The 13751-nt window shown below is 63.7% G+C and carries 10 protein-coding genes; 5 read left to right on the top strand and 5 right to left on the bottom strand.

Features of this window, described 5'->3' with window-relative positions; translation table 11 throughout:
• Positions 1 to 65: 65 nt before the first annotated feature.
• Positions 66 to 1094, bottom strand: a complete 1029-nt coding sequence (locus ACF0H6_RS17635; protein WP_395250794.1) for a LacI family DNA-binding transcriptional regulator — start codon at positions 1092 to 1094, stop codon at positions 66 to 68.
• Between the two features lie 197 nt (positions 1095 to 1291).
• Here ACF0H6_RS17635 and ACF0H6_RS17630 point away from each other — a divergent pair, with 197 nt between their 5' ends.
• Positions 1292 to 3214, top strand: coding sequence for a glycogen debranching N-terminal domain-containing protein (locus tag ACF0H6_RS17630; RefSeq protein WP_395250793.1), 1923 nt, complete (start codon positions 1292 to 1294; stop codon positions 3212 to 3214).
• A gap of 7 nt (positions 3215 to 3221) precedes the next feature.
• Here the strand turns inward: ACF0H6_RS17630 and ACF0H6_RS17625 are convergent, their stop codons facing one another.
• The gene (locus ACF0H6_RS17625; protein WP_395250792.1) at positions 3222 to 5591 is read right to left on the bottom strand and encodes a Tex family protein; all 2370 of its coding nucleotides are present in this window, start codon (positions 5589 to 5591) and stop codon (positions 3222 to 3224) included.
• Between the two features lie 137 nt (positions 5592 to 5728).
• On the opposite strand from ACF0H6_RS17625, the gene ACF0H6_RS17620 reads away from it, so the two are divergent.
• A complete protein-coding gene (locus ACF0H6_RS17620) occupies positions 5729 to 6025 on the top strand; it encodes a hypothetical protein (RefSeq protein WP_395250791.1) in 297 nt (98 codons plus the stop codon).
• A 107-nt stretch (positions 6026 to 6132) separates the two neighbouring features.
• On the opposite strand, the gene ACF0H6_RS17615 is transcribed toward ACF0H6_RS17620, so the two are convergent.
• On the bottom strand, positions 6133 to 6570 hold the full coding sequence (locus ACF0H6_RS17615; RefSeq protein WP_395250790.1) for a CBS domain-containing protein: 438 nt from the start codon (positions 6568 to 6570) through the stop codon (positions 6133 to 6135).
• 108 nt (positions 6571 to 6678) lie between these two features.
• Positions 6679 to 7137, bottom strand: a complete 459-nt coding sequence (locus ACF0H6_RS17610) for a nucleoside deaminase (RefSeq protein WP_395250789.1) — start codon at positions 7135 to 7137, stop codon at positions 6679 to 6681.
• A 169-nt stretch (positions 7138 to 7306) separates the two neighbouring features.
• Between ACF0H6_RS17610 and ACF0H6_RS17605 the strand changes: the two genes are divergently transcribed.
• The 3 genes from ACF0H6_RS17605 to ACF0H6_RS17595 all read left to right on the top strand — a co-directional run bounded on the left by ACF0H6_RS17605 (position 7307) and on the right by ACF0H6_RS17595 (position 12485).
• Positions 7307 to 7699, top strand: a complete 393-nt coding sequence (locus tag ACF0H6_RS17605; RefSeq protein ID WP_395250788.1) for a GntR family transcriptional regulator — start codon at positions 7307 to 7309, stop codon at positions 7697 to 7699.
• Positions 7696 to 8778 (top strand): DUF1648 domain-containing protein, encoded by a 1083-nt coding sequence (locus tag ACF0H6_RS17600; RefSeq protein WP_395250787.1) that lies wholly within the window; start codon positions 7696 to 7698, stop codon positions 8776 to 8778. Before ACF0H6_RS17605 ends, ACF0H6_RS17600 begins: the two co-directional genes overlap by 4 nt.
• 65 nt (positions 8779 to 8843) lie before the next feature.
• Entirely contained in the window at positions 8844 to 12485 is a 3642-nt protein-coding gene (locus tag ACF0H6_RS17595; protein ID WP_395250786.1) for a TM0106 family RecB-like putative nuclease, read from the top strand.
• 71 nt (positions 12486 to 12556) lie between these two features.
• On the opposite strand, the gene ACF0H6_RS17590 is transcribed toward ACF0H6_RS17595, so the two are convergent.
• Positions 12557 to 13627: an alkene reductase gene (locus ACF0H6_RS17590; protein WP_395250785.1), complete on the bottom strand. Its 1071-nt coding sequence runs from the start codon at positions 13625 to 13627 to the stop codon at positions 12557 to 12559.
• Positions 13628 to 13751 lie beyond the last annotated feature (124 nt).

The following is a 13751-nucleotide window of genomic DNA, read 5'->3' as shown; positions in this document are numbered from 1 at the left end:
TCTGATCCTTTTGTCTGTTGAGTAGTAGGAAATAGCCGTGTGGGGATGTGCCGTAGGTGAGATTGTTAGCGGTTGAAGCTTTGGAAATTGCGGATTTCCAGCCGGGGGCGGAGCAGGGAATTTTCGGGTTCCATGGCAGTACGGCTGAATTGCCGAAGCAAGAGCCGCATGACTTCGGCTGCCACATCGGCCACGGGCTGAGACACGCTGGACAGTCCGAGGGCGGCGGCCACCGGGGTGTTGTCGAAACCGATCACCGATGAAGCCAGGCCGGGAATCGGGGACTGGCGGAGGAAGCTGCTGGCTCCCAGCGCCAGTGAATCGCTGGCACAGACGAGAGCGGTGACTCCCTGAGCCAAGAGTTCAGCCGCCCCTGAAGAACCAACTTTCGCGGAGTCATCGCCGAGGTAGCTCAAGGCGGTCCACTCTTCGGCCGGGAAATGGCTGGTCATGGCATCGAGCCATCCGTTGCGCCGGTCATCACCAACGGCTGAGTCTTCCGGCCAGCCGATAAAGCCAATCCTCCGGTGCCCCTGGGCGATGAAATGTTCAGTGGCATCCCGAACACCGGAGCTGCCGTCCACATCTACCCAAGAGTGCGCAGATTCCGCGCTTCCGGCTTCGGTCCCCCATGGTCGCCCGAAGGCGACAAACGGGACGCCCCGCTCTGCAAGCCATGCCGGACGTTCGTCGTCGCGGTCCGTCCCGGTCAGGACAAAACCATCAAGCTCTGCCACGCTGAGCAGTTCCTCAAAGCGATTCATTTCCTGCTGGTCCGTATCCGCGCAGAACAGCGTGAGACGGTAGCCGTGGGCCTGCGCAGCCTCGGTCAGGCTGTACAGAAAACCGTCCAGCACGGCGCCGTTGATACCGTCGCTGGCCCGCGGAAGCCGCATGCCCAGATTCATGGACTTATGGTTCCGCAGCTGCCGCGCCGCCGAGTTGGGACGGTAGCCGCTCTCCGCGATGCGTTTCTCCACGCGGAGCCGGGTAGCTTCCTTGACCCGGTGGGGAGCGTTGAGGACGTTCGAAATTGTCTGCCTGGACACCCCAAGTTCCTCCGCCAAATCAACAATGGTGATCCGCGTGGTCATCTGCCCTCCTTTCCTCTGAGCCATCCAAAAGCGGATGGACTACCGACAATATTTGTTCCTAGGGAGTTTCGATCTCCGTGCTTTTCTGTCAAGATCTATCAATAATATGAACGTTCAAAAATGCCCTGTCAACGATTTCGTCGCACTTTTTTGAACGATCAACTTTCCAGAATCAGCCCCACCAGCCAGGAGAGCCAGTGAGCCACCAGCCATACCTGCACAACCTGTCCGGAGTGTTCGCCGCACCAATCCAAGCCTGGGCAGACGCTGCCGGCCAGATCCGCGGCACCGGCGCACAGGGCGTCTATTGCTCGGATGCGCGCGTTATATCCGAGGCTGTGGTGCTGGTGGACGGCGTCGAGCCTGAATGGGTCTCCACCCAGACCACCGGGGCGCATCGTGTCAGCTACGTGAGCTTCCTCCGGGCCAACGCGGACATTGCCGATCCCCTGGTGTCCTTCACTCGGACCCGTAGCGCCGCCGCACCGGGCATCACCGAATCCTTCGAAATCCTCTCCGCACTGGATGAGCCCCGGGAATTCACCGTCCAGTTGAACCTGGCCGCGGACAACAGCCCGGTAGAGACCATCAAGCGGGGAGACCGTTCGCAAACCCCGGTTGAGGCATCCTTGGACGGTTGGCAGTGGCGTGACGAAGACACCAGCCTGCTGCTATCCCACACCGGGTCGCCGGACGTCGTTGCCGACGGTTCCACCGTCACCATGATTTGGACTGTCGAGGTCCAGGCCAACGGCAAAGCCGAATTCGGCTGGACAGCCACGGCGTACGACGGCGCTGCGCCCATGGCTGCGCCGGCCACGCCTCCGCTGGCCACACCTTCGGTGACCCCGATGGCCGCCCCGGCCGCCCCGGCCGCCGAGCAGGCCCGGGTTGCCCGTCTCCTACACCGCGCCGTCAGTGACCTCAACGGTCTCCGCATCGCTGATCGCCAGTCCCCGGATGACACTTTCCTGGCCGCAGGAGCCCCTTGGTTCTTCACCATGTTCGGCCGCGACTCGCTGATCGCTGCCCGGATGCTGCTGCCCATCGACACAACGCTGGCGGCCGGCACGCTCCGGGCGCTGGCAAAACGCCAAGGCACCAGGACCGACCTCCGCACCGCCGAGCAGCCGGGAAAAATCCTCCACGAGGTACGCCGGTCCGAGACAACGTTCAACCTCGACGGCAGCCTCTCCCTGCCGCCCGTCTACTTCGGCACGATTGACGCGACCCCCTTGTGGATCATCCTTCTCCACGACGCCTGGCAGGCGGGGATGCCCGAATCTGAGGTGCGGGAGCTGATGCCGCATCTGGAACGGGCACTGGTATGGCTCCGCGACCACGGCGACTCCGACGGCGACGGATTCCTGGAGTACCTGGACACTTCCGGTCAAGGCCTGGCCAACCAAGGCTGGAAAGACAGCGGAGATTCCATCCGGCACCACAACGGAGAACTGGCCGAAGGACCTATCGCGCTGTGCGAAGTCCAAGGCTATGCCTACGCAGCGGCTCTGGCAGGGGCCGCGCTTCTGGAAACATTCGGGCACGGCGACGGCTCCCCCGGAGGCACCCCTGAGGAGTGGCGCAACTATGCCCACGCCATGGCGGAGCGGTTCAGGGCCGGCTTCTGGTGTGCCGATGCTGACGGGCCCTACCCTGCCCTGGCCCTGGACGCGGACAAAAAACCGGTTGATGCAGTGGCAAGCAACATGGGTCACCTGCTCGGCACCGGCATCCTCAACGCCGAAGAAACGGCCGCCGTGGTCAAGCGCCTCATGGGACCCACCATGTTCTCCGGATACGGAATCCGCACGATTTCCACCACGAACGGCGCCTATTGGCCCACCCGGTATCACGCAGGTTCCGTCTGGACCCACGACACCGCCATGATCCTCAGCGGCCTCATGGCGGATGGCTACGACGCCGAAGCCCGCACGCTCGCCGTCGGGCTCCTGACCGCCGCCGAAAACCTCGACTGGCGGCTGCCCGAGCTTTTTTCCGGTCTGGGAATTGAGGAGGCATCGCCTCCAATTCCCTATCCGGCCTCCTGCCGCCCCCAGGCGTGGGCGGCGGCCTCAGCGGTTCCGATCGCACAAGCGCTCGGACAGCTCCTGAACTGACCGCCGACTACTTCCCCAAGCCCGCCCGACGGAGCGCTTCAGCCATTGCGGTGTCCGCGGACGGCTTGGGTGCGGCCTTTGCTTGCGTTCCCTTTGCCGGCGCGGCTTTTGCGGCCGCCCCGCCCTTAGCGGCCGGCGCGGCCAGAGGCGACGGGCGCCTCTGGCCCGGTTCGTCGTCGAGCCTTAGCGTGAGGGAAATCCTCTTCCGCTCCGGATCCGCCTCCAGGACCTTCACGCGCACCACCTGACCGGACTTCACGATCTCGCGCGGATCCGACACGAACTTGTTGGACAACGCGGACACGTGAACCAAGCCGTCCTGGTGCACTCCGACATCCACAAACGCACCGAACGCCGCCACATTGGTGACGGTGCCTTCCAGGATCATGCCGGGCTTGAGATCGGAGATCTTCTCAATGCCCTCGGAGAACGTCGCTGCGGCAAAGGCAGGGCGAGGGTCGCGGCCGGGCTTTTCGAGCTCCGACATGATGTCTCGCACCGTCGGCAGGCCGAAGGTTCCATCCACGAATACCTGCGGATCCAGCGTGGAGACTGAGGCTCCATGAGCAGCAGCCACGATTTTCCGAGCCACCGAATACGCTTCGGGGTGCACGCTCGACGCATCGAGCGGCTCCGCTCCACCGGTGATCCGCAGGAAGCCGGCGCATTGTTCAAAGGCTTTTGCCCCCAGCCGCGGCACCTTCTTGAGATCGGTGCGCTTGGCGAAAGGCCCGTTCTCGTTGCGGTACGCCACGATGTTTTCGCTCAGGAGCGGCCCAACGCCGGCCACCCGGCTCAGCAACGCGGGCGAGGCCGTGTTCACGTCGACGCCCACCGCATTCACACAGTCCTCGACAACCGCGTCCAGCGAACGGTCCAGCTTCGCGGCCGTGACATCGTGCTGGTACTGCCCGACGCCGATCGACTTCGGCTCGATCTTCACCAGCTCGGCCAGCGGATCCTGCAAACGCCGGGCGATGGACACGGCACCGCGCAGGGAGACGTCCATGCCGGGCAGCTCCGCGGCGGCGAGCGCAGAGGCTGAATACACGGAGGCGCCGGCCTCGGAAACGACGAGCTTCTGGACAGGTCCCTGCGTAGCGGGACCTGCGGATGCTCCGAGTGACTTGATGAGTTGGCTGGCAAGCTTGTCTGTTTCGCGCGAGGCCGTGCCGTTGCCAATCGCCACGAGCTCGACGCCGTGCTGCCGCGCCAAACGCTCCAGCGTCACCAAAGCCTCGTCCCACTTCTTGGCCGGGGCATGGGGATAGACGGTATCGGTGGCCACCACTTTGCCGGTGCCATCGACGACCGCCACTTTCACGCCCGTCCTGAGTCCCGGGTCCAGGCCCAGCGTGGCGCGGTTTCCGGCCGGGGCGGCGAGGAGCACATCGCGGAGGTTGGCTGCGAACACGCGGACGGCTTCGTCCTCGGCCTGCGCGAACATCCGGCCGCGCAGATCGTTGCTCAGCCGGTCCAGGATGCGCGAACGCCACGCAATCTGAGCGGTCTGCACGAGCCAGGAATCGGCGGGCCGGCCACGCTCGGCGACCCCGAGGCACTTGGCTACGGCGTTCTCGTAGCGGCCGCGGGCGGCGGCCAGGGCGGCGTCGTCGGCTGGTTCTGCCTCGGCTAGATCAAGCTCAAGGACGCCGTCGTTCTCGCCGCGCAAGAGCGCGAGGATGCGGTGGCCGGGCATGCCGGAAGGCGCCTGGGAGAACTCAAAGTAGTCCTTGAACTTCTGGCCTTCGGTTTCCTGGCCTTTCTTCACCCGCGAAACCATCCGCCCCTGCGTCCACAGCCGCTCCCGCAGATTCTCGGCGAGATCGGGGTTCTGGGAGACGCGCTCCACCAGAATCGAGCGTGCGCCGGCGAGCGCCGCGACGGCGTCGTCGATGGCGTGTTCAGCGTTCAAGTACTTTGCCGCCTCGCGCTCGGGGTCGAGCTGCGGGTTTGCGAGCAGCGCATCGGCGAGCGGCTCAAGCCCGGCCTCGCGGGCGATCTGCGCTTTGGTGCGCCGCTTGGACTTGAAAGGTAGGTAGATATCTTCCAACCGGGACTTGGTATCGGCGCCGACGACGGCGGCCTCCAGCTCCGGGGTCAGTTTGCCTTGTGCGGCAATCGCCTCAAGAACCGTTCGACGGCGGTCCTCCAGGTCCCGCAGGTAGCGGAGCCGTTCCTCGAGTTCGCGCAGCTGGGTGTCATCGAGCGTCCCGGTGACCTCCTTGCGGTACCTGGCGATGAAGGGCACGGTGGATCCGGCGTCGAGCAAGTCCACCGCGGCCTTGACCTGCCATGCCTTGACGCCGAGTTCCCCGGCGATCTGTGCGTGGATGGCGGCTTCTGCTGACTGGTGCTGGGGAAGTTGGGTCACCATGACATTTTGCCTTACCGCTTTGCCCTACCTAAAGACGGCGCGGAGTGCTGTAGTGGAAGGATCGCTGCAGTGGAGGGGCCGCCGCTGGCTAAGCGGTATTGCCGGTCAAGGAATGCAACTCAAGGAAGAGGCGCATCATGCAAGAACTGCTCGTCATCCTGAAGGACGGCTTCGACGCGGACGACGTGGAAGTCACGGTCAATCACAAAGAGGCTCACCATGAGCGCGATGTGTCCACACGAATGATGCTGGGAATGGCGGCGGAGATCTCGGTGGAGTTGCCTGCCAAGGGGTCCACCGTGGGCGTCGAGGTCACAAACCGCAAGCTGAGCGCAGCCAAGAAACTCCACGGAAGGCCTAAAAGCCTGCTGGTTTCCATCGAGGACGGGGAACTGGTTCTGACGGAAGGGACGGGCCGGGAGGCGTTTCTTTAGGGCTGGTGCCGGGGTGCGTGCGGCTGCGTACGCTTGGCTGCGTAGAAGCGCCACGGCCTGAGGGCCGTGACGCTGAGGTGCGGAAGTTGCGGTTAGTCCTGTTGCGGTTAGCCCAGCTGGGCCATGGGGGTTTTGGCGGAGATGTACTCTACCAATTCACCGACGCGCTGCTCGGCGTAGTTGCGGGCAATATCGCCTTGGCTGATGATGCCCACCAGTCTGTGGTCGGTGATGACAGGAAGGCGCCGGACCTGATGCTTTTCCATCAGGTCGATCGCGGCATCGATGCTGGCATCCGCATCGATCCAGATTGGCGTTCCTTGGGCAAGATCGGCCGCAACCTTCCGGTCCGCATCCCATCCCTCGGCAACGCACTTGACCACAATGTCGCGGTCAGTGATGAATCCTTTGAGTTTTCCATCGCTGCCGCAGATCGGCAGGGATCCGACGTCCAGATCGCGCATCATCACAGCCGCGGTACGCAGCGACTGATCATCTTTGACGCACTGGGCATTGGTGGTCATGAACTCGCGCACAACACTCATGAGTCCTCCTTCATCGATTGGGTATCGACGCGGACCCCCCGGCACCGACGCCGACGTTGCCAGCCTACGCCCGGGGTCTGACCCTGACCAGCACTATTCCTTAGCCGGCTACTCCGCGATGTCCTCGGCCCACAGTTCCGGATTCTCTTCCTGGAACGTGCGCATCATGTCCACGCACCGCTGATCGTCGAGCACCACAACCTCTACGCCCCGTGAGCGAAGTAGCTCGAATTCGCCGTCGAACGTCCGGGCCTCCCCCACCACCACGCGCGGGATCTTGAACTGGATGATGGTGCCCGTACACATGGCACACGGCGCAAGGGTTGTGTAGAGCGTCGTATCCCGATAGCTCTTCTGCCGGCCCGCGGCCCGCAGCGCAGACATTTCCCCGTGCGCGATGGGATCACCGTTTTGGACGCGCTCGTTATGCCCGCTCGCGATGACCATCCCGTCCCGGGCAAGCGCTGCACCGATGGGTATGCCACCTTCTCGGAGGCTTTTCTGCGCAGCATGGTACGCGGCTTCGAAGGCGGGATCCGGCGAAAGGTGTGCATCTGGCTGGGTCATTCGTGGCCTGCTTTCCGCGTGGGTGGTTGCGCGATTTGTGGGCGTTGTGTTGGCCCAGTGTAGGCCCAGCGTAGCCTCTCAAAAACCGGGCTCCGCTGGCCACAAGTGCACTCTTGAAAGCCATGGTCATTTGTTCTATAACTTATAGAGTAAAGACAGGAGGCGGGAAATGATCCTCAACGTCGACCTCACCAGCGATGTACCGATCTACCAGCAGATTCGGGACCGGATCGTTGAGGCGATCGCCGACGGCGTGCTGACCGACGGCAGCTCGTTGCCGCCTACCAGAACGCTCGCTGCAGACTTTGGAATCAACTTCCACACCGTGAACAAGGCGTACGACCTGCTGCGGCAAGAGGGCCTCATCCGGCTCAACCGCAAGACCGGCGCGGTGGTGACCTCTACGGACACCAATCCCCTGTTCCCCGCAGAGTGGACCGCGCGGGCACGGATCCTGCTTGCCGAGGCCGTCGCCAAGGGATTACCAGCCGGCGAGGTTCTCGAGAGCTGCCGGTCCGTACTCGATTCATTTGGAATCAAACAGCCAGAGGACATGCCATGACCGTTGCCATCACACTGAGTTCCGTGTTGTCAGCACTGATGCTCACCATCGCTCTCCTCTTGCCCTCGATCAACAGCAGGACCGTGCCCTTCGGGGTCCGGGTGCCCGCCCAGCATGCAGACGACCCGTCGGTGGCCGGGCAGACGCGCATCTACCGATGGCGGGTGCTCGCGAGCGGGATTGTCGCCGTCGTGCTCGCTGGCATCCTCTACGGCGTGACGGGTGAAACCCTGCTACTGCCTTTGGGGGTATTGGTGATCGTCGGTGCCTGGTACGGCTGTTTCTTCCTTGCCAACCAAGAGATCCGGGCCGCAAAGGCCGCCGGAGGCTGGTATGAAGGTGTCCGCCAAGGCATCGCGGTGGATACCGGGTTGCGGACCGATCCGCCGCGGTTTCCCTGGCTCTGGCTGGCCCCTGCGGTGATCATCATCGTCGCCACGGTGGTGATCGGCGTGATCATCTACCCGTCAATGCCCGAAACGCTTGCGGTGCACTACGGCGCGAAAGGCGTACCCAACCGCTTGGCAACCAAGTCGATCGGCACCGCCTTCTCCCTGGTGTTCGTGCAGGTCGGGGTGACCGCACTGCTCGCGGGTATCGCGGCCGCCATTTGCCGCGGCAGGGCCGACATCGACCCGGCGCATCCGGTAGCCTCCGCACGCTGGTACCGCCAGTACCTGACGCTGGGAGCCAAGGCCCTGCTCGGACTGGTCGCGATGATCGACCTGGGGATGATGGGATCATCACTGCTGATGTGGACCGGAACGGTCGCGTCGTGGGCGCAGCTGGTAGTGGTGATTCCGATTCTTTTCGGTGTCCTTGTAGCGGTGGTGGTCATGGCCAGGAACAACCGCGAACCGGATGAAGGCGAGAAGGATACCGGGCTGACCCACCGGGACGACGACAAGAACTGGAAGCGCGGTCTGTTCTACGTCAACCGCGAAGACAGCGCGATGATGGTTCCCCGCCGCTTCGGCCTGGGATGGACAATCAACTTCGGCAATCCCAAGTCCGCAATGCTCCTGGCCGGCGTGGTTGCAATGATCGGATTGGTGATCACCCTCCGCTTTGGAGAGTGACCCCGCCTATCTTGTCGCGCCCCACTGATAGCTTGGCTTGATCAGCTCAACAGTCTGGGGGCACAGTGTTTTTTCTCGATTCAGAAGTTCTCGATTCAAGAGATCCAGGGCAAGCGCAGGACCTGGTGTTTTCCGCCAGCGACCTCGTGACCGCCTCTACCTGCGAGTACCAGCTGCTGCGCAAGTTGGACGAAAAGCTGGGCCGGTCCCCCAAGCCGGACTTCGGCGTTGACGAAATGCTCGAGCGTACTGCATTCCTGGGCGACGTTCACGAACATAGGGTGCTGGACCGCTTTGTTGCCGAGTTCGGGGCTTGGGATCCGGTCGCCCGGACTGGAGTGTACGACGTCGTGCCCGCCAAAGCGATGGACCGCGCCTCCCTGCAGGCCAAGCATGCGGAGTCGATCGAGGCGCTGCGATCCGGCGCGGACGTAGTGTTCCAAGCGGCATTTTTCGATGGTCAGTTCCACGGGCGGTCAGATTTCCTCGTCAAGCAGCAGGACGGTAGCTACGCGGTTTTCGACACGAAGCTTGCCCGGCACGCCAAGGTTACGGCCCTGCTGCAGCTGGCCGCCTACGGCGATCAGCTCCTCAAAGCTGGAATTACTCCCGCGCCGGATTTGACGCTTGTCCTCGGGGCAACTGTTGAGCGGACCACGGGTGGTTTTGACTATGTGCACAGCAACCACCGCCTCGCCGATGTCCTGCCCGTGTTCCGTGAACGCCGCGAGCGTTTTCTTGCGTTGACAGGCGCGCATCGATCGCAGCCGGAGCCCGTTCTGTGGGGTGCGTCCGGGCTCACCGCTTGCGGCCGCTGCGACTATTGCAAGGAACAGGTGGGCCTCCATCGGGATCTGCTGATGGTCGCCGGGATGAGAATCACCCGCCGCAAGAAGCTCATCGATGCAGGCATCCTGACCATCGACGCGCTTGCCGGGATGCCCGACGCCGCCGATTCAGCCACGCGCCGGTTGCAGGAACAGGCCCGGCTGCAGACCGGCGGAGCCATCCCTGATGGCACCGTCAATTACACGGACAAGTCCGGCGCGGTCAAAAGCATCAGCTATTCCCTCTTGGAGTCCAACTCCTTGGACCGGCTCCCTCGGCCAGACGCTGGAGACATCTTCTTCGACTTCGAAGGAGACCCGCTGTGGCAAGATCCCGCGACCGGCCGCTGGGGGTTGGAGTACTTGTTCGGAGTCGTCGAAAATCCCGCGGAACCGGGCGGGAAGCCTGTTTTCAAACCGTTCTGGGCACACTCGCGAGCTGAGGAACGGCAAGCTTTTATCGACTTTCTCGAGTATGTGGAAGAACGCCGGATGAAGTATCCGGACATGCGGATCTACCACTACGCCGCGTACGAGAAGACCGCGCTGCGCAATCTGTCCGTGATTCACACCGTGGGCGAGGCCGCCGTGGACAATCTCCTCCGCGAAGGCGTTCTGGTTGACCTCTACGACACCGTGCGGCACAGCATCCGCATCTCCGAAAACTCCTACAGCATCAAAAAGCTCGAACCCCTCTATATGGGCCAGAACTTGCGCTCCGGAGAAGTGACCGACGCCGGAGCTTCCGTGGTTGCCTACGCGGATTACTGCACGGCCCGCGACGCGAACCGCGCGGATGAGGCGGCCGCGATCCTCGCGGGCATCTCCGACTACAACGAATACGACTGTCTTTCTACGCTGGAACTGCGGAACTGGCTGCTCGGGCTGGCAGCGGAGCGTTCGATAGAACCGTTCGCCCTGGCTTTGTCGGGACCGGAGCTGCCTGTTGAGACCGAGCCGGACAAATACGAAGCTGCGCCGGAGGAAACGGCGCTTCTCGACTACCTTGCGGAGCTGCCGGACAGCGCCCTATCCTCCGACGACAACCGAGCCGTTGCCTTGGTGGCCGCCGCAGTGGGCTTTCACCGGCGGGAGGATAAGCAATTCTGGTGGGGACACTTCGACCGCCTCGATCGGCCCGTTTCCGAATGGGAGGACACCCGGGATTGCTTCATCGTAGAACGGGGCGAAGTCGTCCGGGACTGGGCGAAGCCAACTCCCCGCAGCAACCCGGCACGGCAGGTACGCCTGTTCGGCCACGCCGCCGACGGCTCCGGTTTCGCGCCGGGTAAGACGTGCTTCCGGATGTACGATCCTCCGCTCCCTGACGCATTCCAGGGCAAGATCGAAAGCGCTCTCGGCAGGTCTGGTCGGCCCGGTACGGAGGTGATCGAGACCGACGGCTCCGATGGGACCAATGCGCTTGAGGAATCAGACGGCGGTGCTTCGGACATCGTGACCATTTCGGAGCGATTGCCCAAAGGTGCCGTCGAATACTCGCAGCTGCCCATGGCACTGACGCCTGACGGTCCGGTCCCTACGGATGGGCAGAGAAACGCCCTCAGCGAACTGGCCGTCAAAGTTCGTTCCAGTCTCCCGCTGTGGCCGAAGGACCCGGCGCTGGACCTGCTGCGCCGGGTGCCGCCGCGGCTGGGCAGCCTCCCGGTCCTACCCGCCGTCGGGCTCGGCGACGACGGCTACGTGGACGCCATCACCGCGGCCGTGCGGGATCTGGACCAGTCGTACCTTGCCGTGCAGGGGCCGCCGGGGACAGGGAAGACTTACGTGGGCTCGCACGTTGTGGCGCGGTTGGTGCGCGAAGGTTGGAAGGTGGGGGTTGTTGCGCAGTCCCATGCCGTCGTGGAGAACATGCTCCATGCCGTTGTGAAAGCCAATGTTGACCCTTCCCTCATCGCCAAGGAAATGAAGCACGACGGCCCCGTCCCGTGGACCAAGCAGACCAAGGACGACGTCGAGCGATTGCTTGGATCCCAGGGAGGTTGCCTCATCGGCGGCACGGCCTGGACCATGACCGGCCGCACTGTTCCGGCTGGGTCATTGGATCTTCTGGTCATTGACGAAGCCGGGCAGTTCTCACTCGCCAACACCCTTGCGGTGAGCCGGGCAACGAAGAGGTTGCTGCTGCTGGGCGACCCCCAGCAGCTGCCGCAAGTCACTCAAGGCAAGCACCCGGAGCCGGTGGATGAGTCTGCTCTCGGCTGGCTGGCTCGCGGCGCGCATACGCTGCCCGCAGATCGCGGCTACTTCCTGGCCACATCGTGGCGGATGCATCCCGAGCTGTGTGCCGCGGTTTCCGAGCTGTCCTACGATGGCCGGCTGCATTCGGCACCAGCTGCTTCCACGCGGCGGCTGTCTGGAGCCCGGGCCGGCGTCGAATGCGTCTATGTCCAGCACAGCGGCAACTCAACCCAGTCGCCCGAAGAGGCCGAGGAGGTGGTACGGCAAGTCAAGGAACATCTTGGCCTCGCTTGGCTGGATCCTCGGGAATCACCTGACGAGCGGCCTCTGCTCGAAAAGGACATCCTGGTGGTGGCCGCCTACAACGCTCAGGTGCAGCTGATCCAACGTTCACTGAGAGCGGCCGGACTCGACGGAATGCGCGTCGGCACGGTGGACAAATTCCAAGGCCAAGAAGCTCCCGTGGTCATCGTTTCCATGGCGGCCTCCGCTGCCGCTGAAGTGCCTCGGGGCATGGAGTTCCTGCTCTCACGCAACCGGATCAACGTGGCGGTGTCCCGCGGCCAGTGGCGCGCCGTCGTCGTACGCTCACCGGAACTGACCAACTACCTGCCGACCCAACCGGAAGGGCTGGAGCAGCTGGGCGGTTTCCTCGGGCTGTGCCAGCAAGCCTCCGCGTGACCCCCTACCCAACTTAACGCACGACGGCGGCACCCTCCCCTTGGAGGATGCCGCCGCCGTGGTCGTTGGTTCTAGTTGGCGTAGAACGGGTAGTCCGTGTACCCCTTTGCGCCTTCGCCGTAGAACGTGGACGCATCCGGTTCGTTGAGCGGGAGGCCCTCACGCCACCTGCGCGCAAGGTCCGGGTTGGCGATGGCCGGCCGGCCGACCACCACGGCGTCAGCGTGACCGTCGGCCACGAGTGCCAGAGCTTCATCCCGCGTGGTCACCACACCGAAGCCGGTGTTCACGAGGAACGTGCCGTTGAAACGCTCGCGCAGGTCCTGCACGAGTTCACCCTTGGGATCGTGGTGCAGGATGCTGAGGTAGGCGAGGTTCAGCGGGGCGATGGTGTCCACCAGGACTTCATAGGTGGCGCGGACCTCGGCGGGGTCGGTCTCGGCGATCTCCTGGACCGCGTGCTCCGGGGAAATCCGGATGCCGACCCGGTTGGCGCCCAAGGCTTCAACCACCGCGTTGACGGTTTCGATCACGAAGCGCGCACGGTTTTCCGGGGACCCGCCGTAGCTGTCGGTGCGGACGTTGGTGTTGGGTGCCAGGAATTCGTGCAGCAAGTAGCCATTCGCCGAGTGGAGCTCAACGCCGTCGAATCCTGCCTCGATGGCATTCCGGGACGCTGTGACGATTTCCTGAATTACTGCGGGGAGTTCATCGGTGCTCAGTTCACGCGGCACCGGGTACGGCTTCTTGCCGTTCGGCGTGCGTACTTCGCCGTCGATGGCTACGGCGCTGGGGGCCACGATCTCGTGACCGCCGGTGATGTCCGGGTGGGAAACGCGCCCGCCGTGCATGATCTGGGCGAACATCCGGCCACCCTCTGCATGGACGGCGTCGGTCACCTTCTTCCAACCCGCGATCTGCTCCTCGGTGACGAGGCCGGGCTGTCCCGGGTACGACTGGCCTGCGGGGGTGGGGTACGTGCCTTCGCTAACAATCAGCCCGAGGGAAGCACGCTGGCGGTAGTGTTCCACGACCAGCGGGCCAGGAATGCCTTCGGCGCCCGAACGGACGCGGGTCAACGGCGCCATGACCAAGCGGTTGGGAAGTTCAATCTCGCCGAGGGTCAATGGGGAAAACAACATGAGCAATGCCTTTCAAACGGGAACGGGGTCCATGGGCGCCAACTGCCACGCGCCTGCAACTATTCCCCTTGAGACTCGGATCACATCACCGCTGAGGCGACGACCCGGCCTGCCGGGGCTTCTG

The organism is Arthrobacter sp. NA-172, from assembly GCF_043952055.1.
Classification (GTDB): domain Bacteria; phylum Actinomycetota; class Actinomycetes; order Actinomycetales; family Micrococcaceae; genus Arthrobacter.
This window is presented reverse-complemented; position numbering and strand designations above follow the sequence as displayed.